13 protein-coding genes and 2 pseudogenes are annotated in these 26431 nt (G+C 68.5%); 4 read left to right on the top strand and 11 right to left on the bottom strand.

Features of this window, described 5'->3' with window-relative positions; translation table 11 throughout:
- Positions 1-43: 43 nt before the first annotated feature.
- The 4 genes and pseudogenes from ABD858_RS03225 to ABD858_RS03240 form a co-directional block, all read right to left on the bottom strand.
- Positions 44-1546 carry an FUSC family protein gene (locus tag ABD858_RS03225; protein ID WP_345044243.1) on the bottom strand — a complete coding sequence of 501 codons (1503 nt, stop codon included), beginning with the start codon at positions 1544-1546 and terminating at the stop codon, positions 44-46.
- A gap of 459 nt (positions 1547-2005) precedes the next feature.
- Positions 2006-2371: pseudogene (locus ABD858_RS03230) on the bottom strand (ISL3 family transposase); the annotation flags it as partial.
- A 175-nt stretch (positions 2372-2546) separates the two neighbouring features.
- Positions 2547-2735: a hypothetical protein gene (locus tag ABD858_RS03235; protein ID WP_345034436.1), complete on the bottom strand. Its 189-nt coding sequence runs from the start codon at positions 2733-2735 to the stop codon at positions 2547-2549.
- A gap of 35 nt (positions 2736-2770) precedes the next feature.
- Positions 2771-3001 carry a hypothetical protein gene (locus ABD858_RS03240; protein WP_345034437.1) on the bottom strand — a complete coding sequence of 77 codons (231 nt, stop codon included), beginning with the start codon at positions 2999-3001 and terminating at the stop codon, positions 2771-2773.
- A gap of 722 nt (positions 3002-3723) precedes the next feature.
- On the opposite strand from ABD858_RS03240, the pseudogene ABD858_RS03245 reads away from it, so the two are divergent.
- Positions 3724-3933, top strand: a pseudogene (locus tag ABD858_RS03245) (transposase family protein); the annotation flags it as partial.
- Positions 3934-4272: 339 nt separating this feature from the next.
- On the opposite strand, the gene ABD858_RS03250 reads toward ABD858_RS03245, so the two are convergent.
- From ABD858_RS03250 to ABD858_RS03275, 6 genes are all read right to left on the bottom strand, one after another.
- On the bottom strand, positions 4273-4563 hold the full coding sequence (locus ABD858_RS03250; protein ID WP_425586144.1) for a hypothetical protein: 291 nt from the start codon (positions 4561-4563) through the stop codon (positions 4273-4275).
- A 38-nt stretch (positions 4564-4601) separates the two neighbouring features.
- Positions 4602-5864, bottom strand: a complete 1263-nt coding sequence (locus tag ABD858_RS03255; RefSeq protein WP_345034440.1) for a cation:proton antiporter — start codon at positions 5862-5864, stop codon at positions 4602-4604.
- A gap of 61 nt (positions 5865-5925) precedes the next feature.
- Complete coding sequence (locus ABD858_RS03260; protein ID WP_345034442.1) at positions 5926-6714, bottom strand: alpha/beta hydrolase; 789 nt, start codon at positions 6712-6714, stop codon at positions 5926-5928.
- 10 nt (positions 6715-6724) lie between these two features.
- Positions 6725-7507: an alpha/beta fold hydrolase gene (locus ABD858_RS03265; protein ID WP_345034444.1), complete on the bottom strand. Its 783-nt coding sequence runs from the start codon at positions 7505-7507 to the stop codon at positions 6725-6727.
- 54 nt (positions 7508-7561) lie between these two features.
- The gene (locus tag ABD858_RS03270; protein WP_345034445.1) at positions 7562-8875 is read right to left on the bottom strand and encodes a hypothetical protein; all 1314 of its coding nucleotides are present in this window, start codon (positions 8873-8875) and stop codon (positions 7562-7564) included.
- Positions 8872-21018, bottom strand: coding sequence for an amino acid adenylation domain-containing protein (locus tag ABD858_RS03275; protein WP_345034447.1), 12147 nt, complete (start codon positions 21016-21018; stop codon positions 8872-8874). Before ABD858_RS03275 ends, ABD858_RS03270 begins: the two co-directional genes overlap by 4 nt.
- A 496-nt stretch (positions 21019-21514) precedes the next feature.
- On the opposite strand from ABD858_RS03275, the gene ABD858_RS03280 reads away from it, so the two are divergent.
- Positions 21515-22984, top strand: coding sequence for an MFS transporter (locus ABD858_RS03280; RefSeq protein ID WP_345034450.1), 1470 nt, complete (start codon positions 21515-21517; stop codon positions 22982-22984).
- Between the two features lie 117 nt (positions 22985-23101).
- Here ABD858_RS03280 and ABD858_RS03285 read toward each other — a convergent pair whose 3' ends face one another.
- Positions 23102-24292, bottom strand: a complete 1191-nt coding sequence (locus tag ABD858_RS03285) for an acetyl-CoA C-acetyltransferase (protein ID WP_345034451.1) — start codon at positions 24290-24292, stop codon at positions 23102-23104.
- Between the two features lie 773 nt (positions 24293-25065).
- Between ABD858_RS03285 and ABD858_RS03290 the strand changes: the two genes are divergently transcribed.
- Both ABD858_RS03290 and ABD858_RS03295 read left to right on the top strand, forming a co-directional pair.
- Positions 25066-25548: an Lrp/AsnC family transcriptional regulator gene (locus ABD858_RS03290; RefSeq protein ID WP_345034452.1), complete on the top strand. Its 483-nt coding sequence runs from the start codon at positions 25066-25068 to the stop codon at positions 25546-25548.
- A gap of 675 nt (positions 25549-26223) precedes the next feature.
- Positions 26224-26427, top strand: coding sequence for a cold-shock protein (locus tag ABD858_RS03295; RefSeq protein ID WP_345034453.1), 204 nt, complete (start codon positions 26224-26226; stop codon positions 26425-26427).
- The last annotated feature ends 4 nt before the right edge of the window (positions 26428-26431 follow it).

Raw genomic sequence — 26431 nt, forward strand, 5'->3', positions numbered from 1 at the left:
CAGCCGGCCAAGCAGCGGGGATCGCGGCCGTCGAAGCCGCAGGTCAGGCGGGTATCAGCGGGGAGCGCGGAGAGGTACGCAGCGGCGCGGCGAGGTCCGTGAGCGCCCGCTCCAGGCCGTGCAGGTGACTCAGCGCAGCCTCCGCGCCGGGGTGGTGATGCGGTAGCTGTGCGGTCGACTCCGGACGCGTCTCCGGTCGCACGCCACGCGGTACCAGGGCCTCCACCGCGGCTTCCACCCGCCAGCAGGCGGCGGCCAGCCGGGCGTCGTGCGAGGCGTCGGGGTCGGCGGCGACCGAGGCGAGGCCGCGGATCTCCCGGGCGCAGTCATCGAGCAGCGTCAGCACCTGGCGGGCACGCGCCTTGCGGGCCCGCAGCGGACTGAGCGGGTGCACGAGCGGGGCGACCGACATCCGTACCCGGCCGAGCAGCAACTCCAGCTCGGCGGCGCGGGGCGCCGGGTCGGCGCTCTCGTCGCCGGCGAGCCGGCGCGCCGCCTCACTCGTGCAGCCGTGCACGCAGTGCAGGGCGCGCTGGATCCAGGCGTTGGTGGCGAAGTGCGTGGTGACCGGCAGGACGAGGCCGACGCCGACGGCGGCGGCGATCGCGCCCACGATGGTCTCCTCGAAGCGCAGGAGCAGCAGTCCGGGGTGGAGGACGCCCAGCAGTCCGTACAGCAGCCCGGCCATGATGGTGACGAAGAAGATCATCCAGCTGTACGAGGGCGCGGCCGTGTAGACGATTCCGAAGACGCAGACCGCGACCAGCGCGGCGGTCGGCGCGGGCGCTCCGTGCAACGGGACCGCGATCAGCAGTCCGGCCAGGATGCCGGTGACGGTGCCGAGTACGCGGCGGAAGCCGCGTACGAGGGTCTCGCCGCGCGAGGCGGTGTTGACGAAGATCCACCAGACGGTGCCGACAGCCCAGTACCCGCGTTCCTGTGACAGCAGCTGGCCCACGGCCATGGCGAGGCCGCATGCCACGGTCGCCTGGAAGGCCTGCCGGGTGGTGGCGCGGGCCAGTCCGCGGCCGGTGAGCAGGGCGGGCACGGCCGGCAGGGGCGTGCGGCGCTCGATGCACCACAGGCCGAAGCGCACCGCCGAGGTGGCGCCGAGGGCCAGCGCCACTGCCGTGTACAACTCCGGCAGCTGCGCCGGGACAGCGTGCAAAAACTGGGTGCAGAAGAACATCATGAACGCGAAGACGCCCAGGGCGTGGCCGCGTGGCCCCCAGCGCCTGGCGTACACCCCGCAAAACACCACGGCGAGCCAGGCCGCGTCGCGCAGCGGCGGCACGCTCTGCAGGGTCGTGGCGAGCGCGAGAACCGGGAAGCCCGCGACGGGCAGCAGGGCTGTGGTGACAGCCTGGCCGCGGACGGTGGCATCACCGACGTTGAAGAGCGCAAGGAGCGCGGCCAGCCCCGCGGTGATGGAGGCGGTGAGGGACATTCCGGCACACTCGGCCACGGCGACCGCGAGGCCCACGCCGAGTACGGCACGCAGGGACGCACGCAGGCGGACACGCCCCGGATCCGGAGCCACAAACATCCTCTTCACGACGGTCGGACCGCCCCCTTTGCCGAAGGAAACACTGCTGAAACACTGCGGAAACACACCCACAGACATGACAAAGGCGCTGCGGTTCCGGATCCGGCTTCGTTGCCGCTCCGGCGCTGCGCAGCGCCATCAATAGGACAAGGAAAACATCAAGCGGGACAGTGGCTCAACCGCCCCTCGCATCACTGTGCCATTGGCCCAATCCATCCAGGGGTGATCAACCGCCGGCAAAGCCAACGGACCACGACGCTGGGCGAGCTCGACACACTCGTCCTATCTTTGCTCATTGAGTAGCTGCACACGTGCACACGTCAGATTGGGCGCGCGCTCGGCATCGCCCGGGCACCCCTCCAGGCATGCCTCGACCGACTGGCGCTCGAGCGCATGACCGCTGACGCCGGTCGACTCCCACCCACGGCGTTCGACCACTCTGCACATCGACGAGTGGGCGATGATGATCGTGGCGTAGCGGTGCCGGCGGCGCAGGGCGAAGTCGTCGACCCCGATCACCCGTGGGACGCGCACCGTCGGCACGGGGATGCGCCGCAGCAGGCGCAGGGTGGTGGCGTAGGAGACGGGCACGGCCAGGACGCGGGTGAGCCGGGCGGCCGCCCGGCCGCATAACTCCTTGACCACCTTCGGCACCTGGCCGGTCAGACGCGTGGTGCGGCGTTGATGGCGCTCCAGCAGCCCTGGGATCTGCTCGCGGAAGGTCTGCCGCCGGCAGCCCAGGACCGGGCAGACCAGGCGCCGGACGCGGACCACGACCCGGCGGCCGCCCACCGGCACATCCGCCACCCGCGGCGCAGGTCGTCCTGGACATCGTCGCCGACCAGGCCCGTCAAGCGGCCGTACTTCGCCGCCGCCTGATTGGCCTGGTTCAGAGCAACGACCTGCAGATCCGGTTCGAGCCCGTCGGCGCCATTCCGGTCCTCTGGAACAACGACGAAGCACTCGACGTGAATCGGCAGTGAGGAAACCCGGAAAAGAGTCACTCGTCCAGCGGATCTCCGGGTGCGGCCTTGAGCTCGTCTGGTCGGTAAACCTCAGCTCCAGCGCGCGGGAACTTCACCAGTACGCCGCCGTTGGCCGTCACCATGACCACTTCTCCGACCGGATCCTCGGGGTGGTCTGTACTCACCGTCGGCGTTACTCGATCGCCAACAGACCACTCGGTCATGGCGTGACCTCCATTGCACGAGCGCCCCGTCGCGTTCAGTCCTTCTTGCAGCCGGCTGGACCGACGTGCCCTGCAACCCAGTATGCGGTCCCCTTGACGCCATAGTTCTTGCCTCCATAGACATAGTCGTTCGCATCGGAAACGACGCACATGGTCCTCTTTGCGCTGCCAGCCTTATATTGGTAGGTAAAGATGGTTCCCCCTGAGTATGGCGAGCTAAAACTTCCCTTGGCGAGGTTGCTGATGGCCTTGTCCCACAGCTTCATGGCCTGAGCGTCGATCGGGTGGTTTCCCTGGTTGTTAGTACTTCCACCCTTTGCGATGTGGTGTCGCCCGAACCTTGCATTCCCCTCTCTGAGCAGCGTCCCCGTGAAGTCTGCCGAGAATCACTTGACTACCTTTGCCGCATCGAGGCCGCTTTCTGCGTGGCAGGTATCGTCGAAATCTCGCGGGCAGTACCATCCGCTGGGTTTCGTGTCGTAAATGTCCGCCGCCTGTGAGGTGTTTCCACCCATGGGAGCGTAATCAAAAGGGCCATCGGGAGGGCCGAGAGAAGCCCGGAGTGGATTCGCATGGAACTGTCTCGATTCACCGTTTGATGCCGGGTGGGGGCTGGTAATTCGAGCACAAGGCCGTCCTGATGATCAACGCAAGGTACCGATCTTCACCCGAGCGGGCGCGCCAGCCGGTGATCCGAACGGCCTATCCAAGGGGGAGCCTTTGGCGCCAGCGATCCCGTATCTGCGGCGGCTCCGGCTTCGCGGTCCCTGCCGTCGGCCCGCCGGGAAACGATCTCTGGTGATCCGGGAAGCGATCTCCAAGTGGCCTCGTTGATGCACGTCATCCCCACTCGTGAACGGCCCCCCAACAGGCGGTGGCCGAGGATCACAACGAGCAGGGGCCCGCCACCGAGCTGCACGAGGACTTGTGGCGGTCGCCCTCCGGGGCGGCCGAGGATCGCAACTCCACGATCCCCCCTTAGGGCGTGCAGATCCTGGTCACCGTGCTCCACCTGCGCAAGCTCGCCACCATGGACCTCCTCGGCCAACTCTTCGGCGTCACCGCCATGACCATCAGCCGCGCGAAACAGGAAGTCCGCCCGCTCCTGGAAACGCACGGCCACCACATCACCGCCTCCACCGCCCGCTTCCGCACACCGTCCGATATCGCGACGTTCCTCGCTTCCAAGCCCACCTAAAGCAAGATCAAGAACGCGTTTTAAAGATCTGCACGCCCTTAGTGATCAAGAGGGCACCCACGTGGCGGTCGCCCTCCGGGGCGGCCGAGGATCGCAACAAGATTTGGGACGGCGAGATCGTCAGCTCGGACGTGGCGGTCGCCCTCCGGGGCGGTTGAATCGCAGGCCCGCAGGCAATGAGTACACCCCTGAAGTAACTGACGAACAGTCAGCAAAGTTGGCGTCGGGTCAGCATCAGCCTGATGAGACCTGGCCGGACTTGACCACACCTGCGAACAGAGCGGCGCAGCAAATCTGGCGCTTGAGCTGGGAAAACAAGAGAAGACCGCCGCGCGGGCTTCATCTGGAGAGCGCGACGTAGCGCCACTTGCTGTCGCCCGGGTCCTGCATACCGTAGCTGAGGGCGATTTCGGTCCCGGAAGGCTCCAGGGCATCCCGCAGCCGGCGCATCATGGCCGCGCTGAGGTAGTGGTGCCGGAGGTCGAGCCACTTCAGATGAATGAGTGACCGGCCGCTGAGAAGCGCCGCGGCGCCGGTGTCCGACAGGGTGCCCATGGACAGGGCCAGGGACCGCAACTGTGCGACGACGGGAGCCTCGGCGACCGCCGCGGCAATCTCGTCCTGCAGCATACTGTTGAGCGCCTTGCGCGATGCCTTCCCCAGAAGGCTCAGCTCGTAGTGACCCGTTGATCCTCCTGGGGCGCTGCCACTACGTCCGCCGTCGGATAGCGGTTGATCACCGACAGCAGCGGGCCGGTCATCGCGGTGGTGATCACCGCCATCACCACCAGTGCGAGATACAGGGCGGAGGTGAGCACTCCGGCGCTGTACCCGGCCTGCAGCAGGACGATCTCGGTGCCCCGGGTATTGAGCAGGACGCCCAGGCGGAGCGCCTCGGCGTGCCTCTCCCCGCCCCAGCGCGAGAACACATAGCCACCGCCGATCTTGGAGAGCACGGCCAGTGCCGTCGCCAAGGTTGCCACCAGCCAGGGAATGCCGGTTGATCCCGTCCATATCCTGAGTCCGGTGGTGACGAAGAAGACCGGCACCAGCCACAGGCCCAGCGTCGACACCCAGCGGACCGGTGCGTCCCAGTGCGGCGAACCGGGCGGGATCATCAGTCCCACCACGAACGCACCGAAGATCGCGGTGAGCCCCCAGGACTCCGCCATCGCCGCCGCGCCGAGCACACATCCACCCAGCATGACGGCCACCAGCCAGGGCAACCTGGCGCAGAACCGTTCGGCCTGGCGGGTCCTCAGCAGTCGGCGGCCCAGCGTGGTCGCCGGCACACCGAGAACGAGCACGGCGGCCGCGGTCGCGAAGCCGCCTGCACCCCCCTTGGCAATGCCGATCACCACGGCGAGGAGCAGCCAGGCAACGGCATCGATGAGCACTGCCGAGGTCAGCGCGAGCCGGCCGGCGCGCGTGGCGGTCAGGCCACGGTCGGCGAGGATCCTGGCGAGCACGGGCACCGCCGAGACCGCCATCGTGGTCGCAAGCAGCAGCACGAAGGCGAGGGCGGGCCCGGTCCCCCGCAGCTCGGGCCGGTCGTACCAGACGAGCCAGCCGGCGAATGCCGTACCGGCCGCCAGGGACGGTACGAGGGTGCCCAGCGTCGTCCAACCGATGGCTCTGTCCCGCAGGCGGGAGTCGTCCAGCCGCAACTCGTGGGCGACGCCGACCAGGAACAGCACGAGCCCGGCGTGCCCGATGTGACGCAGCGGCCCGATCACGGGGTCCGGCAGCAGGACGGGCTGTGCCTGCGGCCAGACCCAACCGAGCAGGGCGGGCCCGAGCAGCATGCCCACCGCGATCTCGCCGACGACCCCGGGCTGCCCGACCCGGCGGGCGGCCCATCGTCCCAGGTACGCGATGCCCAGAAAGACGGCGAGTGCGGCCGCGGCATGGCCGGCCACGGTGAGCGTCATCCTGCGCGCCGCCGGTCCGTCGCGCCGGGGGCCGTTCTCTTCGGTTCCGGAGCCTTGTGCATCACCGACTCGATGCGCCGTCGCTCGCCGTCAGGAAGCCGACCGCTCGGCGGACCACGGCATCGTCGCGCAGGACCTTGGTGTGGCCCAGGTTCTCGACCCTGACCAGCTCGGCCTTCGCCCAGGCTGACACCAGCACTTCGCTGTCCGCGATAGGTGAATCCGCGTCGTTCTCGTCATGCACGATGAGCAGCCGGCTGGAGAAGTCCGGAGCTGCGACGGCCGGCTCGATGGCATCGAAGGAGACGCCGAGCCATTCCTCCGCACGCCCACGGACCAGCCCGATGGCTTCCGGCGAGACCTGCATCACTTCGCCGGAGCGGCGCCAGAGGCTCGTGTAGCTGCCGATGGGGTTGACGAACACGACCCCTTCCGGGGTGACCCCGCGCGACATCGCATATGTCGTGGCTGCGGCGCCCAACGAATGGGCGACGATGGCGTGGAAGGGACCGAACCGGTCGTTCGCGGCCTCGATCGCCTTGGCGAAGTGAATGACGGATGATTCCGTTCCTTCCGACTCGCCGTGGCCGGGCTGATCGGCGACGACCACCGTGAACCCTGCCTCCGCGAGCGCGTCGGCCAGTACGGTCAGGTGCCCGGCATTGCCCGACCAACCGTGGACCAGCAGGACCCGCCGCTCCCCTTCGCCCCAGATGTAGTGGACCACTTTGCTGCCGTCGACGACCTCGACCTCGGTCGCGGCCCGGTCGAGGGTCTGCCGGGTCGCGTTCGGGGGCTGCGTCCTCATGGGTGTGAACGCAAGCCGGCGCAGTTCTTCTGTCGTGTCCATTGATCGCCCCTTATGTCATGTTCCGCAGGTATGCGGAGATGATCTTCCGCACCGCGGGTGATTCCACGATGTCGAAATGGCCGGCGCCTTCGACGAGTTCCACGGTCGATTGCCGCCAGCTCGAGTGCAGTTCCTCGGCATGCACTGGCGGCACGTAGTCGTCGGCCGTCCCATGGATGATCAGTCCGGGGACGTCGATCGTCCTGGCGGCCTCCAACGCCGAATACTCGGCCCACACCGCCTTTCCGAACCTGTTCTCGATCTTCCCGATCACCCCCTGGACCTGGTCACTGTCCAGTGCGTTCAACCCGGCGTACTTTTCGACCAGGAACATCTTGGTGGGCGGGGCCGAGATCGATATCAGTGTCCTGGCGCTCACTTCGCCGTGCCATGCCGAAAGAGCCCAGAGTCCGCCCATGGAATGGCAGACCACCGCATGAAGGTCGGCGAGCCTGCCGTACAGGCCGCGCAGCAGTGCGCGTATCTCGGCGGGATCACCCGTCGCTCCCAGGGCCTCCCCGTGAGCCGGCACATCGAACAGCACCACCCGATAGCCCTGTGCGAGGAGTTCCTCGGCAATGACCACCATGCTTCCCAGGTTGGTGTTCAGGCCGTGGACGAGGAGAACGGTCGGGCCGCTGCCGCTCTGGAAGTACTTGTAGAACCGGCCGTTCACCTTGACGGTGTGCGACTGACACCGATTGAGGAATGCCTTCGCGAACGGATCGTGCGGAAGCTTCACGACCGTGTAGAACCGCTCCACGAGGTCGTGCACGGATTCGGCATGGCTCACGTTGCAATCCTCAATCGGTGTCGGTGACTCGCCCGGACCGCGTCCTCGCCGGCCCTAGTTGCTCAGCGCGGCGAGGCACTGCTTCGCGCGCTCCGGGAGGACGTATTCCCCGTCCTTCACGATGCGGTCGTACAGGCTCTCGACCCGCTCGTAGTGGTCATCGAGGTTCTGGTCCAGGAGGTGGTACTCGGACTTGTTGTAGATGCCGAACTGGAGGTCCGTCATGAGACCGAAGGGATTGATGTCCTCCGCGCGCCGGGTGCTGCCGAAGACGAGGCGCAGGAACTCGTCGACGCTCTCGTAACCGAGCGTGGCGAGGAGGAAGTCTATCGACGCCCATTTACGCTTGATCTGATAGGCGCGCTCGTCCGGATCGACGATGAAGTCGAGGCCGCTTTCCATGCCCCGTGGATAGTGCACCTTGTTGAAACAGCGCAGGTCGATGGTCAGCCGGTCCTTGGAGGTCCGGGGCAAGGTGCTGTCCGCGTGCGCGCGGTAGTTGTCGAAGACCAGCGCGTCGCCCACCCTGCTGTCGCAGTAGTAGCCGGGCGAGGGCTTGTCTGCGTACGTCTTCGCCCAGTACATCGCCATCAGGAAGTCCCGCACGGTGGGCAGGTCGATCTCGGACAGCTTCCCCTCCAGGAAGAGGTACAGCGCCTTGTCGACCGCGGCCTTCTCCTCGCCCTCCAGGCCGCATTCCAGCATCTTCTCGTAGACGAACTGGAGGTTCGGGGCCTCCACCTCGGCCTCTTCGAAGATCACGAAGGGCTGTCGGTCCAGTGGCGTCGGGGTCAGCGCGGTGTGGAAGCTGCGGTACTCGGTGGGGAATCCGAGCTGCTTCTTCACCAGTGACGGGATCTGCAGGGCGATCGAGCTGGCCGCGTGGGTGCCGTAGGGCCGCTTCTCGGCCGGCACGATGAAGGCGTTCACCACCGCGGTCTCGACCTCGGGGAAGTACTCCCGGACGATGTCCTGGTTCAGGTCGTAGAACCGCTTGGCCGAGGGCACGAACAGCACGCAGTTCTCGAACATGGTGGAGACCGGGAAGTAGCTGCCGATCGACGCGGCGGCGAAGCTCTCCTGGATCACTGCCTGGCACCGCAGTTGGCGGGCCAGGTTGTCCGCCAAGTCGTCGTCCAGGTTCATCCGGACGACCTCGGTGGGATGCACCTCGGGGTAGAAGCAGCTCGGGTTCAATGCCCGGTGCGGAGGCAGCCGGGACTCCATCTCACCCTTGTCCACTTGGTACTTGTCCAGCACCGGTGACAGCTGCTCGGCGTGCGCGGCCGCGGAGGTGTGCAGGAAGGTGCCCGTCTTCCGGTAGGTCCCGGTGACCGTGGTCTCGTCTTCCACTGGGGCGTCGCTCATGACGTCGTGATCTCCGCTCGGTCCGAAGTCGTGTTGATGCGGTCCACGTAGGTGCGGACGAAGTGCTCGTCGACGGGCGGGGCCGGGTAGTCCTCCCCGCCGAAGACGGCGTCCCCCACCGGCAGTGCGGCGAACATGTCCGCCAGCCCCTCCGCCGTGAGGCCGTCCACCAGGGCGGCGATCCGGGCCAGGGAGCTCGTCGGATGCGCAGCGGCGAACGCCAGCGCCCGCTGCCGCCATTCGTCGAAGAGCACGATCTCCGCCCCGCCGTCGGCGGCACCGACCATCTCGAAGAAGCGGTCGAAGGCCGGGGCCTTGGAGTTGACGAAGTCGTAGTCCTTTCCGATGCGCGCCAGATCACCGGTCATCACCTCGGCGATCGTCCGGCACAGGTAGTCGACCGGCAGCACCGCCGTGAGGTCGGTGCTCAGCGACGGGAAGCCTCCCATGGCGATACCGCCGACGATCAGATTGTGCAGGAAGTCCCCGCGGTCGAGCCGGAAGTGCCCGGTGCGGGTCGAGGCGGCCACGAACGGCAGGCGGTACGTCGACGCCCTGGCGCCGCGCCAGCGGGCGGCCGCCACCATCTGCTCCGCCTGCCACTTGGAGGTCATGTAGCCGTACTCACGGTCGTCCTCGGTGACCTCGTACCCCAGGTACTTGGGGAGCGTGGCGAAGGTGGAGATGAAGTGGAACGCCTTGCCGCGACCGCGCGAGGCCAGGCGCAGCGCCTCGTGCGTGCCGACCACGTTGGGGCCGACGTAGTCGTCCAGCGGTCGCATCCAGTCCACCAGGGCGCCGGAGTGACAGATGGCGTCGACCTGGTCCGCCAACTCGTCGAAGCTCTCCTCGTCCAGGCCGAACAGCGGCCGGGTCAGATCACCCACCACCGGGTTGAGCAGCGGCGCGTACTCCTCCTTCCACAGGCCGTAGCCGTCGAGCGTGCCGACCAGCCGCTCCATGGCCTGGCGGGCGTCGTCCGCCCGCACCAGGCAGTAGGCGACCACGTCGGACGCGAGCAGCTCGTGCAGCAGGTAGGCGCCGACGAATCCGGTGGCGCCGGTGACGAAGACCGCCTCCGGACTCTCCAACTCGCCAGTGACGTTGTCGAAACGAAGGTCGGGGTGCAGGCAGCCCTTCCTGGCCGTCGACAGGTCCGGGCCCGTGTGATCGGTCGCGCCCGCCCCGGTGGCCGCCGTGGCGACGGCGGGTTCGGCCGCCGCGTCCAACCCCGCTTCCCGCAGCTTCTCCAGCAGGAACTCGCCCAGCGACATCAGGTTGGGGTGATCGAAAGCGATCTTGGCGGGCAGGGCGAGTCCGGTCAGGTCCGCCAGTTGGTTGCGCATGAGCACCGCGGTGAGCGAGTCGATGCCGATGTCCTGGAGCGGCACGTTGACGTCCACGTCCTCCGGCGAGGCGAAGCCCAGGGTCTTCGCCACCTCCTCGCGGACCACCCCCAGCACCACGGCCGCGTGCTCCTCGGGGGCTGCCTCGCTCAGCAGCTTGCGCAGGTCCGTTCCGCCGCCGCTCCGGGAGCGTCCGCCGGCGTTGCCGCTGAGCAGCGAGCGGAACAGCGGCGGTATGCCGCCCCGGTTCTCGAAGTAGTGCTGGACGCGGTTCAGATCCAGCGCGGCGGCCATCGTCAGCGCGCGACCGCTCCTGACCGCGAGTTCGAACAGCTCCAGGCCCTCTTCCGGTGCCAGCCGGTCCAGGCCCAGCTGGGCGAAGCGGGCGCGGTCGAATTCGCTGAGCCCGGCGGCCATGCCGTCGCCCTCCCAGGGGCCGAAGGCCACTGAGGTGGCCGGCAGGCCCTTGGCCCGGCGCAGGTGGGCGAGTGCGTCGAGGAACGCGTTGGCGGCCGCGTAGTTGCCCTGACCGGGTGCGCCCATGACGCTCGCGATGGAGGAGAACATCATGAAGAAGTCCAGCTCCATGTCCTGCGTGAGCTGATGGAGGTGCCAGAGGCCGTCCACCTTGGGCAGGTAGACCGTGTCCAGCCGCTCCGGCGTCAACGCCGTCAGGGCACCGTCGTCCAGCACACCGGCCGCATGGACCACACCGCGCAGTGGCCGCTTCTCATCGAAGAGGGCCATAACCGAAGTGACGTCGTCACGGTCGGCCGCGTCGCAGGCCACCACAGTGGCCGTGGCGCCCAGCTCGGACAGCTCGGCCACCAGGGACTTCGCGCCCGGGGTGTCCATGCCACGGCGGGAGGTCAGCACCAGGTCCCGCACGCCATGGGTGCTCGCCAGCCACCTGGCGACGTGCCGGCCGAGATCGCCGACGCCGCCCGAGACGAGCACCGCGCCGTCCGGCCGGATGAACGGCCGCTGCTGCGCCGGGACCAGCACCACCTTGCCCACGTGCCGCGCCTGAGCGATGAAGCGCAGGCCGTCGGAGGTGTGGGTCATGAGGAAGGTACGCAGCGGCAGCGGCGCGAGCTTGCCCTCGGTGAACAGGCCGGCGATGGAGGCCAGCATCCGCTGGATAAGGTCGGGACCCGCCTCGGGGAGGTTGTAGACCGTGTAGGTCACGCCCGGGTGGCTCTCGTCGATCGATGACTGCTCGCGGACATCGATCTTGCCCATCTCCAGGAACCGGCCGCCACGACCCAGCATGCTCAGGCTGGCGTCGATGAACTCCGTGGCGAGGGAGTTCAGGACGACATCGAAGCTCCTGCCGGACGCGCTGCCGTCGGAGGCATTTCCGTCAGACGCGGTCTTTCCGAAGTGCTCGACGAAGCCCAGGTCACGGGAGGACGCGAGGTGGGAGTCGTCCAGACCCAGCTCCCGGAGCGCCGGCCATTTCGGTTCGCTGGCGGTGCCGTAGACCTCGGCGCCGTGGAGCTGCGCCAGCTGCACCGCCGCCATGCCCACGCCGCCGGCCGCAGCGTGGATCAGCACCCGCTCGCCCGGCTGCAGGGCGCCCAGTTCGTGCAGGCCGTACCAGGCGGTGAGGAAGGTCATCGGGATGGTGGCGGCCTCTTCGAAGCTGAGGTGCTCCGGCATGCGCACCACTTGGCGTGCGTCCGTGACGACCTCGGAGGCAAAGGAGCCACGGGCCAGGCCCAGCACGGGATCGCCCACCTTCACATGGTCGACGCTGCCGCCGACCTCGGTGACGACGCCGGCGAATTCAAGGCCGAACGCAGGGATCTCCACCATGCCGAGAGCGTTGAGCACGTCGAGGAAGTTCACCCCGGCTGCCTTCACCTCGGCGCGGATCTCACCCGGCGCCACCGCCCGCTCCGGCAGGGCCCTGACCGTCAGGGGCTCGTCCAGGCGGCCCTTGGCGGCGATCTCCAGCTGCCACCGGCCCTCAGCCGGAATCTCCAGATCCCTTGCGGAGCCCACGCGGAGCAACTGCGGCACGAGCACCTCGCCGTGGCGCAGGGCGCACTCCGGTTCGGCCTCCAGCATCAACGCCGAAGCAAGAGCCTTGCGGTCCGCCTCTTCCTCGCCGAGGTCGATCAGGCGCAGGCTCAGTTCGGGGTGCTCGTTGCGGGCGGTACGCATCAGTCCCCACAGCGGGCCGGCGCCCAGCCCGGAGACCATGTCATCGGCGCCGGTGCCCACCGCGTGGCGGGTGACCCAGACCAGCGGCGTGCGGAACTCCGTCGTGACCGCTTCCTGGAGCTGCTCCAACGCCGTGGCGGAGAGCGCGTGCGCCTGGGACGGTACGTCGGCATCGGAGTCCCACAGACAGATCAGACCGTCCAGGTCCTCGGCGTCCTCGAGCTCCCGAACCTTGATCACCTGAATGCCGGCCCGGGCCAGGAGGGTCTTCACCTCGCGCGCCCACGGCACGTCTCCGGCGGGGGTCATCAGGCCCCAGGAGCCGCCCATCTCGACGTTCTCGGTCTCGACGTGGCGCCAGTTGACGTCGAACTGGAAACGGTCCACGCCGGCCGCGGCCAGTCGGCGCAGCACCGCCCGGTCCACGCGTCGCGCGTGGAGGCGGTGCAGCCGGCCGACATGAGCGCCGTCCGCGTCGTGGATGTCCAGCGAGGCCCAGAACTCACCGTCGCCGAGCTCGAAGTCGGCGACCCGGACCCAGATCTCCTTGAGGCCCTTCACCCGCAGCGACAGGCGTTCGGCCTCGAACGGCACGAAGAGGTCGTCACCGGTCCTGTTCTGAAGCCGCTGCGTCAGCAAAAGCGAGTGCATGGCCGAGTCGAGCAGGGCCGGGTGCAACACATAACCGGCGGCGGACTGCTCCGCGTTCTCCGGCAATGCGGCCCTGGCCCACACCTCCCCGCCGACGTGCCAGGCCTCCTTGATGCCCTGGAAAGTCGGCCCGTAGCCGTAGCCGAGGGCGGCCAGGTCGCGGTAAAGGGCGGACGCGTCGAGGGGCTCGGCTCCCCTGGGCGGCACGGTCGCGGTCGGGCCGGCGTCGGCCCCGGCGGGTACGAGCCTGCCTTCGGTGTGCAACTGCCAGGCACCGTCCTCGCCCTCGGGCGCGCTGTACACCTGGACGGGACGGGCCTCGCCGATCGCCGGGCCCACGGTGACCTGCATCCGGACCGGCACGCCGGAGGCGAGCACCAGGGGCGAGGCGATGACCACGTCCGCCAGGTCCCACGCGCCCTCGTGAGCGGCGTCGCCCGCGGCCCGCATGGCCTCGAAGAACGCGGTACCCGGCATGAGGACCGCGTCCATGACCCGGTGCTCCTGCACCCAGACCGGCTGGTCCGCCGCCACCACATTGGTGAACAGGGCCATGTCGGTGCCGGCGATGTCCACGCCACCGCCAAGGAGCGCGTGGTCGGTGGCGTTCAGACCGGCGCCGACCGCGCGGGAGACCGGCGGCTCGAACCAGAAGCGCTCCCGCTGGAAGGCGTAGGTCGGCAGGGCCACCCGTCCGCTGCCGAAGGGCGCGAAGTAACCCTGCCAGTCGACCGGCACTCCCCGCACGTGCAGCTCGGCGAGGCTCTTGAGGATCACCGCAGCGCCGTTCTTGCCCGGGGTGCACGACGGCACCCAGGACACCGACCCCTCGTCGGCCAGGCAGGTCGCTCCCAGACCGGACAGCACGGGCTGCGGACCGAGCTCCAGGAAGGTGTTCGCACCCTCCCGGCGCAGGCTGAGCATGCCGTCGCTGAAGCGGACCGCTCGGCGTACCTGGCGGACCCAGTAGTCGGGACTCTCCAGTTCGCCCGGCGCGGCGGGCTCGCCGGTGAGGCTGCTGACGATGGGGATAGTCGGCGGGTGGAACCGGACGGTCTCCGCCACGGCCTGGAACTCCGCGAGCATGCCGTCCATGTGGTGCGAGTGGAAGGCGTGGGACACCGTGAGCCGCTTGGCCCTGCGGCCCTGCGCCGTGAAGTGTGCCGTGATCGTCTCGATGGCGTCGGCGTCACCGGACAGGACGGTCTGCGTGGGCGTGTTGAGCCCGGCGACGTCCAGCTTGCCGCGCAGCCCCAGGGCGTCCATGGCCGCTTCCGCTTCCTCGCCACCGGCCTCCAGCGAGACCATGGCGCCGCGGCTGGGCAGTGCCTGCATCAACCGGCCGCGCGCAGCCACCAGCCGGCAGGCGTCGGGCAGGTCGAACATCCCGGCCACATGGGCGGCGGCAAGTTCGCCGATGCTGTGACCGAGCAGCAGCTCCGGCCGCACACCCCAGCTCTCCCACAGCCGCCACTGCGCCACCTCCAGGGCGAACAGGGCGGGCTGGGTGAAGTCGGTGCGGTGCAGCACGGCCGCGTCGTCGCTGTCGGGATCGGCCCACATCACCTCGAGCAAGGGCCTGTCCAGCTCGGTGAACTGGGCGGCGATCGCGTCCAGCGCCTCGCGGAAGACGGGATAGACGTCGTAGACGTCCTTGCCCATGCCCGGGAGCTGGCTGCCCTGGCCGGTGAAGAGGAGGGCCAGCCGGGGTTCCTCTGCGTGGTTCCCGGCGCGCACCGACTCGGCCGGCAGTTCCCCGGTGCGGGAGAAGGAGGCCAGCTTGTCGAGGAGTTCGGCCTTGTCCTTGACGGTGAGCACCAGCCGCCGGCGGAAGTGGCTGCGGGTGGTGGCAAGGGAGCGGGCCACGTCCCCGAGGCGGTCCTGGATGTTCATGCCCATGTGCAGATGCAGGTTCTCCACCTGCCGGCGCAGGGCGGCGTCGGTGTAGCCGGACACCACGAAGGGCACCGTGGGCGGCAACGGGGCGGGCGCCGTGTCCTCGGCGTCCTCGGTGATGCGCTGCGGCGGCTCTTCGATGATGACGTGGGCGTTGGTACCGCCGATGCCGAACGAGCTGACGCCCGCTCTGCGCGGCACCTCCTTCGCCGGCCATGGGCGTTGCTCCTGGACCAGCGCCATCCTGGCGCCCTTCCAGTCCACGGCCGGGGTGGGCTCGGCAACGTGCAGGGTCCGGGGCACCGCGTTGTGCTGCATGGCCAGGACGACCTTCATCACGCCGGCCAGTCCGGCGGCCGCCTGGGTGTGGCCGAGGTTGGACTTGGCCGAACCGACCCACAACGGCGCCTCGTCCGAGTGGCTGCCGCCGAAGACCTCCGCGAGCGCCGTGCCTTCGATGGGGTCGCCCAGCTTGGTGCCGGTGCCGTGAGCCTCCAGGTAGTCGATGTCGCCCGGCTGCAGCCCGGACGCGGCCAGGGCCGCGCGGATGACCCGCTGCTGGGCGGGCCCGCTGGGCGTGGTCAGGCTGGCGCTGTGGCCGTCGTGGTTGACGGCGGTGCCGCGCAGCACGGCCAGGACGGGGTCGCCGTCCCGTTGGGCGTCGGACAGCCGCTTGAGGATGACCGCGGCGGAGCCCTCGCTCCAGCCGGTGCCGTCGGTGTCGGAGGAGAACGACCGGCATCGGCCGTCCGCCGACATACCCCGCAACCGGCTGAACTCGACATGCAGTTCGGGTGTGAGCATCAGGCTCACACCGGCCGACACCGCCAGATCGCACTCGCCGCTGCGCAGCGCGTTGCAGGCCAGGTGGGTGGTGACCAGCGAGGAGGAGCAAGCCGTGTCCAGGGTCAGGGTCGGACCCTCCAGACCGAACACATACGACACACGGCCGGACATGGTGCCTCCGGCGGAACCCGGGCCCACGTAGCCGTCGAGGTCGGACAGGCCACCGGCCATGGTGAGGCCGTACTCGTGGTAGGCCGAGCTCTTGCCGACGCCGATGAACGCGCCCGTCTGGCTGCCGCGCAGCTGCTCGATGGTGTAGCCGGCGCGCTCGAACGCCTCCCAGGTGGTTTCCAGGACCATGCGTTGCATGGGGTCGAGAGAGTGTGCCTCGCGCGGCGAGATACCGAAGAAAAGGGCGTCGAACTGGTCGATGGGGGTGACGAACCCGCCACGGCTGCAATACGACTTGCCGCGTGCCTCCGGGTCGGGGTCGTACAGGGCGTCGGCGTCCCAGCGGTCCTTGGGTACGTCGATGATCCCGTCGCCACCGCGCTCCAGCAGCTCCCAGAACTCTTCCGGGGTGTTCGCGTCGCCCGGGAGCCGGCAGGCCATGCCGATGATGGCGATCGGCTCGTCGTGGACGGCACGGCGGCGCGTGGGAACGATCTCCCGGCTGGTCTTCGCATCGCCGGCCAGGTGCGCGGCCAGGGCCTTGATGGTGAAGTGCTCGAACAGTTTGGCCGCGAAGACGGGGCGTCCGAGCAGTTGCTCCAGCCTCGTCTGGACCCGGACGACCCGCAGCGAATTGCCGCCGATCTCGAAGAAGTTCTCGTTGACGCCGATCCGGTCGTGGCCGAGCACATCCGACCAGATGGCCATGATGTCCCGCTCGAGCTCGGTGGCAGGCTTGGCCGTGGCCTCGACCTCCACCACGGGGTCCGGCAGCGCGTTCTGGTCGATCTTGCCGTTCGGCGTCAGCGGAAGCTCGTCCAGCTCGACGATGAAGGCGGGCACCATGTAGTCCGGCAGCCGCTCCGCCAGCCAGGGGCGCAGTGTGCGGTGGAGCGGGACCTTGGGCGGTTCGCCGACCGCGGGCACGTTCGCGTACCCGGTGAGGGCGCCTGGGTCCAGCGGCTCGGCGGGATGCAGGCTGAGGTCGGGGGTCTGACCGGGCTGCCAGAACAGGACGTCGCATCGCCATGTGTCGCCGGAGCGACTGGGCAGCAAGGCCAGCTCCACGCCTGCCTCGTGGGCGAGGTCGGTGAGGTCGCTGGGGTCGACCCACGACGTGGGCGCTGCCGAGGCGCCGGCCAGGGCCGCCGCGACCCGGCCGCACACCTCGCCCAGCCGGCCGTTGGGGATGTCGTTCAGGCGGAGCGGCTGGTCGGCGATCGTGCGCAGCTGCGCGCGCAGCGAGGCCACGTCGAGGCCGTCGTGCTGCCAGTGCTTCTCCGCGGTCGGGGTGGGGAGCTCCGCGCTCTCCCCGATGTGCAGCGTGACATCGAAGCGGTAGCGCGTCATCTCGTTGACGTAGCGACCGTCGCGCAGGGTGATGTCGACGCGCGTGATCTGCGGGAAGAGGCTCGGCAGGTTGGCGAAGAAGTCACGGCTGAGCGCCAACTCGCGCTCCGAGCGCATCCCACGCTCGGTGAGGCGGGCCAGCTCTTCGGCAGACATCTCGCTGTTCTGGCGGAAGTGCGCCACATCCGCGTGGAAGACGTTCAGCAGCGACAGGTCCCGTACGTCACCGAGGAACACACGGCCCTTGGTGACCGCCTTGGTCGCCCATTCCAGAACCGAGGTCAGGTAGTCGATGCTCGGGAAATACTGGGCCACCGAATTGATGACCACGGTGTCGAAGGCGCCCTCGGCCACCTCGGGCAGTGCGTGGGCCGCGCGCTGTTCGCACGTCACGTGCGGCAGGGACGAAAGGTGCTGCCGGGTGATCTCCACGGCCCCGGCGGAGGCGTCCACGGCGTGGTACGTGCGGCAGTGTGGCGCAAGGCTGAACAGCATCAAACCGCTGCCGGAACCGATTTCGAACACGCTCTCCGGCGCATACGAAAGGATGCGCCGGACGGAACCCCTCTGCCAGTCACGCATTTCCCCGGCTGTGAACGGGAGACCGTCGTAGCTGTTGCGCCAGCCGGCCAGGTTGAACGTGGCGTCATCGGCATCGGCCTCGTAGGCGCGATCCCAGGCGGCCGCCCACTCGGCCAGGGCGGTGCTGTGGTCCACCGGCGCACGGCCCGGATCGGCTGCTCGCGCCGAGGCGCGTACGCAATAGGCGACCAGCTGCTCGTCATGGCCGACCACCACGGCGCGGCGGATGTCCTCGTGACGGCTGAGGGCGGCCTCGACGTCGGCCAACTCGATGCGGTGGCCGCGCAGTTTGACCTGGCGATCGTTACGCCCCTGCAGGCTCAGCCTGCCGGGTTCGACGAAGCGGGCCAGATCGCCGGTGCGGTAGAGGGTGCCGGGATGGAAGGGGTTGTCCGCGAAACGGAGTCGGGTCTGCTCGGGGTCGTTGTGGTAGCCGCGCGCCACGCCGGCGCCCCCGATGCACAGCTCGCCGGGGAAGCCGAGCGGTACAGGCGACAGGTTGTCGTCAAGAACGTAGACCTGGGTGCGGGAGATCGGGTTGCCGATGAGGATGCCGTCGTCATCTCCCCGTACCTCCCAGACCGTCGACCACACGGTGGTCTCGGTGGGGCCGTACATGTTCCACACCGAGGCTCCGACGGCGAGCAGCCGGTCAGCCAGATGACGAGGCAGCACCTCGCCACCGCAGAGGATCTTCGTCAGTGTGGGGGTGCCCTTCCAGCCCGCGTCCAGCAGCAGCTGCCAGGTGGCGGGAGTGCCCTGCATCACGGTGATTGCGTGGCGCTCCATCAGCCGGCCCAGGGCCTTGGCGTCGAGGGTCTCCTGGGCCTGGGCGACGACCGTCGTCGCGCCGCAGAGCAGCGGCAGGAACAGCTCCAGCACGGCGATGTCGAAGGACACGGTGGTGACGGCCAGGAGCCGGTCCGTGGCGGCGCACCCCGGCTGCCGGCGCATCGAGGCCAGGAAGTTGCACACCGCCCCGTGGCTGATCTCGACGCCCTTGGGACGGCCTGTCGAGCCGGAGGTGTAGATGACGTACGCCAGATCGTCGGCGCTCACCTCGACTGCGGGGTTGGGCGGCGTGGCGCCTGGGTGGGCCGGTGCTTCGTCGACGCTCAGACAGCGAGTGTCCCAGGCGGCAAGGCTGTGGGGCGTGGTGGTGGGGGTGACGATGAGCTTGGGATCGGCGTCGTCGACCATCTGGCGGATGCGCTCCGCCGGGAACTTCGGGTCGATGGGCACATAGGCGGCGCCCGTCTTCATGGCCGCCAGCAGGGCCACGACCAGATCGATCGAGCGGTCCAGGGCAACACCGACCAGATCGCCGCGGCCCACGCCTCGTTCGATCAGTGCGTGGGCGAGACGATTGGCGCGGGCATTGAGTTCGGCATAGGTCAGGCTGGTGTCCGCGCAGATCAGCGCGACGTTCTCCGCGTGGCTGTCCGCGGCCTGTTCGTAGAGCTGATGCAGGCAGTGTCCCGGCGCGTCGGCGTCGGCGGTAACGGTGGCGGTGGCATTGAACGCGTCGATCAGGGTCGTGCGTTCGTGTGCCGTGAGGACGTCCACAGAGGCCGGCAGTTGGTCCTCGACGGAGGGAAGCCGACTGCACCATTCGCTGAACTGGCCCGCCAGTTGTGCGACGTCCCGAGCGAGGATGCGCGTGGCGTCGTAGTGGAAGGTGACGATGTCGCCGTCTTCCTGGATATGCAGTTCCAGTTTCGGACGGTGGTCCATGCCGTCGGAGTTCCGAGCGCCCCAGGAGATCAACACGTCCGGTGTCAGCGCGCCGCTGTTCCACCGTTCCCTGAGTGCTTCATCCCGACCGATGACGTCGCGGCGGAGCCACCCTCGTTCCTGGCCGAGGCTGAATTCATGGCTCAGCGCCCGCATGTTCTCCGAAATCGTCTTGTCGGCGTCGACATGACACAGAAAGGGTAGCCAGGCGGCGAACAGGTCCCGGTGGTCCGCGTCGACTTCATCGCGGGGGGCGGCCATCGCAAGGTGAATGTCCTGCAGGCCACTCGCCCGGCTCAGAAATGTGCCCAGGGCGCCGGCCAGATAGGCCGCGGACGCATGCGCGCCGCCTTCCTGGACCGGGACACGGCACTGCGCGACGACGGGAGCCGCCTGATGTTCATTCCCGGCCCGTGGCGGTGTGTAGGGAAGGCGGTAGGGATGGTCCCCCTCGACCAGGCGCGCACGCCAGTAGTTGTCGGCCTTGGAGGCTTTGACACCTGCCTCGGTGATGCGCGCATTCGCGCTTCCGCCGGGAGCGTCCAGGATCGTACCGGGCTGAATTCCATGGGCCGCTGCGACGGCGTCGACGGCGCGTGCTTCGCCTTCCAAGGTGCATATCCGGGCCAGCTGAACGCTTCCGGCACCCGTGGCCACCCGCAAGCCCGACGCATCGTCACAGGAAATGACCGTACCGGGCGCGGCGTCGTCGACCGCGGCCTGGCACCGGGCCTCTCGGACGGCGTAGAAGTGCCCGTGGATGTTCACCTTGGGCCACACCAACGGGCTCCCGAACGGGCCGTAGTCCGTGGCCCGGACCATGGCGGTGATGCGCTCGGCGGGCAGACTCCAGTCGATCAGACCCTCGGCGGCGAACTGGGTGTGCCGCGAGAAGTAGCGGCGCGTTGCGGGATCCTGGGGGGTCGCGGTCTCGCGCCCCTCCGCGATCTCGTCGATCAGTTCAGCCAAACTGGCGACGGCCGCGTCGTCGCACTTCAAGCCCAGCGACAGAGCGGTCTCATCGGGCCCGATCGGCACCGGTACACGCCCCAGTACGTCGCCGCCGTCGACCAGCTCGGCCATTCGGTGCCAGGTGATGCCGTATTCACTCGCACCGTCCGCAATGGCCCATGACGGCGTATGCAGGCCCGCATACTCGGGGAGCGGTCCGTAGTGGTAGTTGATGCTCGACCGTCTCGCGCAGTTCAGCAACGCCTCGGGCACGACCGCGTAGTTGCCGATGCTCAACAGGAGATCGCAGGACAATTGCGGTGCGAGTGTCACGGCCTCGGCGAGTCCGTGGTGCGGAATGCCTGCCTTGATCGCCCACGATCGGGCTGTGGCATCACTTGTCACCACGGCCCTGATCCGGTGCCCTTTCGCCACGAGGACCTCGCCACAACGAGCGAGCACACTTCCGCCACCGACCAGGACCGAACTTAAAGAAGTCATCGTCATGCCTCCCCGTATCACCTGCTGAGCGTTCGAAGCGCACCCAATCCCGGGACAAGGGCAGCGGCACCCGAAGCAGCCCGAAAAACGTCAACAGGCGCCGAATCCAAGCGCGCACAGAGGCCAGGTCCCCCGTGCCCGTTCCGAATCCCCAAGATTCAGCGACGCCTGCCTCATGGACAGTCATGGAAGCAGCCGCGCCGTGAGTCGTCCGCGCTGTCAGGATTGAAGTGCAAGTAACTCCGCAGCGGCCTTCGCTGGTGCGCCGGACCCTCCCCGGGCGCCACGACCCATCATTGGCCTGCCGCAAGAGCCGCCGCAAGGCATGACGCGAAGAATCCAGGACGCAACCTGGAGTGATTGTGATCACACGCGCTGATCACGCACTTCGGCCCGTCACCGACCTGGGACGTGCACACTTGCATCGGCCCAACCGCCCTTCCATTAAGCCGAGTTGGATCACAGGCGAGTTCGACGACGCATGCGACCTGAGGGGGCTGGCATGTCCGACGAGTCGGCCGAGTGCAAACGCAATCCGGAGGAGGTCAACCCGGCTCGCGTCCTGGCGCTATGCAGCGGCGCGAGCTTCATGGCGTTCCTCGACCTCTCGATCATCAGCATCGCCTTCCCAGACATTCCGGGTGACTTTCCGGACACGTCGCTCAACACCATGACATGGGTCCTCAGCGGCTACACGATCATGCTGGCGGCCATACTCACGCCCGCCGGCCGGGTCGCGGACAGCGTCGGTCGGCGAACCGTCTTCCTCTGGTCCCTGGCCGCCTTCACCGTCGCCTCGCTCGTCTGCGCTGTGGCGCCGTCCGTCTGGTGGCTCATCGCCGCACGGTTCATCCAGGGCGCGGCGGCCGGAGGCATGATCCCCGCCGCACTCGGCTTGATTCTCTCGACGACACCGCGGGAGCGCATCGCCAGAGCGGTCGGCACCTGGTCCGCGGTGGCGGGATTCTCCGCTGTCATCGGACCGGCCGCAGGCGGACTGCTCCTGCGCGCCTTCGGCTGGCGCTCGGTGTTCTACGTCAACCTCCCGCTGTGCGGTGCGCTGTTGATCGCTGCCCTGGTGATGCTGCCAAGGCAGCTGCGCGGCACCGGCGACCGACTGCCGGACGCTGTGGGCAGCATCGCGCTCGCCCTGGGCATCGCCGGGGTGGTGAGCGCACTCACCGAGGGGGACTCGTGGGGTTGGGGCGATGTCCGCACGATCGGACTCGGTGTGGCCGGGCTCGCGCTCATCGCCGTGACCGTGCTGCGTTCGCGTACCCACCGGGCTCCGGCCCTCGAAGTCACGGTCTGGCGCAGCCCCGTCTTCAAGACCGCGAACCTCGGCCTCGGCATGCTCAACATGACCATGTTCGCGTGGATGCTGGCCGCCCCGCTGTTCGCCGCCGGCATCTGGCACTGGTCGGTCCTGGAGACGGCCGGAGCCCTGAGCATCGGCGCCGTCTCCTCGATGATCGGCTCCCTGTCCGCCGGACGGCTCACCCGCCCGGCGACCCAGGTGAAGGTCACGGTGCTGGGCGCGCTGTTCTTCGCGGGCAGCAACGGCATCTGGGCGTCCAGCCTGTTCGGATCCACACCGAACTTCTGGGGCGGCTGGCTGCCGGCCGCAATGCTCGGCGGAGGCGGCCTCGGCCTCTCGATCACCTGCCTGTCGGCGCTGGCGGCCTGGACGGTGCCCCCGCTCAAGTTCGCGGGCGGGCTTGGCATGACCTTGACGGTGCGCCAGGTGGGCGGCGCGGTCGGTGTCGCCGGATTCGCCTCGATCACGGCATCAAGTGCAGTCCCCGGCAGCGTCTCGTCCTTCCACCATGTCTACGTCGTCGCGATGGCCGTCAACCTCGTGTGCGCACTCGTCGTGTGCACGTTGCTCACAGCGCTGCGACCGTCGCCCCCGCCCGGCGCCGACGCGGCTGCGGCACCAGTACCGCACGACCGAGCCACGCCAACCCCGTGACCTGCGACGTCAGGCTGAAGTCAGCCCACTGACAGCGACGTGGTCCCTCGCGCACGGCTGCTCCGTGCCGCACGCGAGGGACCACGTCGGTCTTGCGCCCACTCCTTCAGTCGACCGTCAGGCAGACGGTACGCGAATCAGCAGGGCGTCGCCCTGTCCGCCGCCGCCGCACAGCGCGGCCGCGCCCAGACCGCCACCGCGGCGGCGCAGTTCATAGGCCAGGTGCACGATGAGCCGGGCCCCGGAGGCGCCGATCGGGTGGCCGAGCGCGATCGCGCCGCCGTCGACGTTCACGATGTCCGGGCTGATGCCCAGCTGCTCGGTGGAGACGATGCCGACCGCGGAGAACGCCTCGTTGATCTCCACCAGGTCCAGGTCGCCCGGCTCCAGCTTGGCCTTGGCCAGCGCCGCCTTGATTGCGTTCGACGGCTGCTCGTGCAGACTTCCGTCCGGCCCGGCCACCACGCCGTGTGCGCCGATCTCGGCGATCCAGGGCAGGCCCAGTTCCTCGGCCTTGGCCTTGCTCGCCACCACCACCGCCGCGGCCCCGTCGGAGATCTGCGACGCCGTCCCGGCCGTGATGGTGCCGTCCGGGCTGTACACGGGACGCAGCTTCGCCAGGACTTCAGCCGTGGTGTCGGGACGCACACCCTCGTCGGTATCGAACACCACCGGGTCGCCCTTGCGCTGCGGAACTGTCACCGGCGCCAGTTCCTCGGCGAACCGCCCGGCGGCCGCGGCAGCAGCGGCCCTCTGGTGCGAGGTGGCGGCGAAGGCGTCCTGCTTCTCACGGGTCAGCCCCGCATAGCGACTGTTGTACTTCTCGGTCGAGACGCCCATACCCACCTGGTCGAACTGGCAGAACAGGCCGTCGTGGACCATGTGGTCGATCAGCGGTACGTCACCGTACTTGAAACCCGAACGCGACTTGGCCAGCAGGTGCGGTGCCTGCGTCATGGACTCCTGACCGCCCGCCACCACCAGGTCGAACTCACCGGCCCTGATCAGCTGGTCGGCCAGCGCGATCGCATCAAGCCCGGAGAGACACACCTTGTTGACGGTCAGCGCCGGGACGCTCATCGGGATGCCGGCGGCCACCGCGGCCTGACGGGCCGGAATCTGCCCGGCACCCGCGGTGAGCACCTGCCCCATGATCGTGTACTCCACCTGCTCGGGCGCCACCCCCGCCTTCTCCAGAGCCGCCCTGATCGCGATACCTCCCAGCTGGGCTCCGGAGAAGTCCTTGAGAGCCCCGAGCAGACGACCGGTGGGGGTGCGGGCCCCGGCCAGGATGACGGATCCGGACATGGCGTCCTCCGTGGGTAGAAGTTGTGTCCACAACGTACCTACAGTACCGACGAGTTGTGGCACCGAGGCACGGCCTTCGGCTGTGTGATCGATGGCACAGCAGCGGGACCGGCAGCCGTCTCGCGCGGGTGCGGGAGACTCGCTGGGCCTCGAGTTGGGCCCTGTCGGGCTCGGAAATTCACCGCCGCAGGTGACAGGGGCAGGGCGACCTGGGTCGGCGCCATGTCCGGGTGATCGTTTCGATGCTGTACAAGGTGGTGCGCAGGCCGTTGTCCGTCCCCAAGGTGCTGCTACGCCGCGACACCGCCAAGGACGCGGAGCTGCTCGTGCTCGGGCACGAGAACGCGGTGCTTCATCGCCACCTCGCCGGCCTGGTCCGCTATGAACCTGAGGACCAGTTCTGGCCGACGACACTGTCCGGCCTGATACCCGTCACCGTTGGCGAGCAGTCTTACCCGTCACGGATGCCTTGTGTCCTGGGTACGGGGCATGCTCCGCAGTGGTCCCCGCACAGGCTGAGGTGTCCGCCGGCACCTCCACGTGGCGGCTGGTCGCCATGGTGGTTCCCGTGCAGGCGGTGGTGGTGGGACACGTCCCGGATCCGGAGCCACAAACGTCATCTTCACGACGGTCGGACCGCCCTTCACCGAGAAAGACGCTGCGGCAACAACAGCCATGGACGAATGGGTCAGTGGCTCAACTTCCTCTCGCGGAACTGGGCCATTGGTACTATGCAGGTGAGGGTAACCGATCCACGGGGAGGCCAACGGACCATGGCGGTCGATGAGCTCGACACTCGCATCCTGCGTTTGCTCATTGAGCAACCGCGCACGAGCGTGCGCGAGTACGCGCGCATCCTCGGCATCGCCCGCGGCACCCTCCAGGCCCGCCTCGACCGGCTGGAGCGGGAGGGAGTCATCACCGGAACGGGCCCGCAACTGTCCCCCGCGGCGCTCGGGCATCCGGTACTTGCCTTCGTCCATATCGAGGTCACCCAGGGTCACCTGGACGAAGTGGGGGATGCGCTGGCGGCCGTGCCGGAGATCATCGAGGCGTTCTCGATCACGGGCGGCGGGGATCTGCTGACCCGGGTGGCCGCGCGGGACAACGCCCACCTCGAGGACGTCATCCAGCGGCTGATCCAGCTGCCTGGCGTGGTCCGGACCCGTACCGAGATGGCACTGCGCGAGCGGGTGCCGCACCGGCTGCTGCCGCTGGTCGAGTCGGTGGGCCGGGCGGCGGCCAAGCAGCGCTGACGCCTGGCCCTCCGGCTTGATCAGCTCAGGAAGCTCAGCCGCACCTGGCGGTGCGGGTTGTCCTTGTTGGTGTCCGCCAACCTCCGCTGAGACAACCCCAACCCTAGCGACCTGAGTCCAGGCCTCGGGCAGAAGGCAGCGGCCTTTGTCCAGGATCTCATCGACCTTCCGCACTCGGGGCGGGTGCCGGCTGGGCATCGCACCCGCCCCGGCTCGCCTCCTGAGCTCAGATCGCCATCACCTCCCGACAGGCACCTCCACCAGCTCCCGGACAGCTTGTCGGCCAGGCACCGCCGGCTGGCCATGCGCGGCCGCCGGGCCACCGTGCCCGTGCCACGTCGGGCGCGCTGGACGGGGTGCCCCGTCCTCTCGCTCTGGGGCATGGAGGACCCGATCTGGCGGTCACGTGTGAGAAGTTGTCTCCAAGCTCGGCATCGGACTCGCGCGCAACTTCGAGGGACTGCGCGCCGACGTCCGTACCCGGCACGATGATCGAAGGCTGTGAGGAACCCGCCGCGTCTCGGTGATCCATCACGAGCCGCCGAGCTGTGCTAGCCTTTGCAGTTGTGGTACCCATGAACCTATGTGCGTCTGACAGGATTGTTTCTCCTTCAGGCGCATTATTTGTTTTCCGGCATCTCCGGATGGGGCCTCTGCCTACAGAAGGAGAAGGTCATGGCACAGGGAACCGTGAAGTGGTTCAACGCCGAAAAGGGTTTCGGCTTCATCCAGCAGGACGACGGCGGCCCCGACGTCTTCGCCCACTACTCGAACATCGCCACCCAGGGCTTCCGTGAGCTCCAGGAGGGCCAGCGGGTCTCCTTCGACGTCACGCAGGGCCAGAAGGGCCCGCAGGCGGAGAACATCGTCCCCGCCTGATCGC

Origin of the sequence: Streptomyces sannanensis, from assembly GCF_039536205.1 — a bacterium.
GTDB lineage: Bacteria > Actinomycetota > Actinomycetes > Streptomycetales > Streptomycetaceae > Streptomyces > Streptomyces sannanensis.

Excerpts from the sequence above, each read along its gene's own strand:
- ABD858_RS03295 (WP_345034453.1), top strand. The coding sequence starts at position 26,224 with ATGGCACAGGGAACCGTGAAGTGGTTCAACGCCGAAAAGGGTTTCGGC.
- ABD858_RS03250 (WP_425586144.1), bottom strand. The coding sequence starts at position 4,563 with ATGCTGCAGGACGAGATTGCCGCGGCGGTCGCCGAGGCTCCCGTCGTC.
- ABD858_RS03240 (WP_345034437.1), bottom strand. The coding sequence starts at position 3,001 with ATGAAGCTGTGGGACAAGGCCATCAGCAACCTCGCCAAGGGAAGTTTT.
- ABD858_RS03280 (WP_345034450.1), top strand. The coding sequence starts at position 21,515 with ATGTCCGACGAGTCGGCCGAGTGCAAACGCAATCCGGAGGAGGTCAAC.
- ABD858_RS03235 (WP_345034436.1), bottom strand. The coding sequence starts at position 2,735 with ATGACCGAGTGGTCTGTTGGCGATCGAGTAACGCCGACGGTGAGTACA.
- ABD858_RS03255 (WP_345034440.1), bottom strand. The coding sequence starts at position 5,864 with ATGACGCTCACCGTGGCCGGCCATGCCGCGGCCGCACTCGCCGTCTTT.
- ABD858_RS03275 (WP_345034447.1), bottom strand. The coding sequence starts at position 21,018 with ATGACGATGACTTCTTTAAGTTCGGTCCTGGTCGGTGGCGGAAGTGTG.
- ABD858_RS03260 (WP_345034442.1), bottom strand. The coding sequence starts at position 6,714 with ATGGACACGACAGAAGAACTGCGCCGGCTTGCGTTCACACCCATGAGG.
- ABD858_RS03225 (WP_345044243.1), bottom strand. The coding sequence starts at position 1,546 with ATGTTTGTGGCTCCGGATCCGGGGCGTGTCCGCCTGCGTGCGTCCCTG.
- ABD858_RS03285 (WP_345034451.1), bottom strand. The coding sequence starts at position 24,292 with ATGTCCGGATCCGTCATCCTGGCCGGGGCCCGCACCCCCACCGGTCGT.
- ABD858_RS03290 (WP_345034452.1), top strand. The coding sequence starts at position 25,066 with ATGGCGGTCGATGAGCTCGACACTCGCATCCTGCGTTTGCTCATTGAG.
- ABD858_RS03270 (WP_345034445.1), bottom strand. The coding sequence starts at position 8,875 with ATGAGCGACGCCCCAGTGGAAGACGAGACCACGGTCACCGGGACCTAC.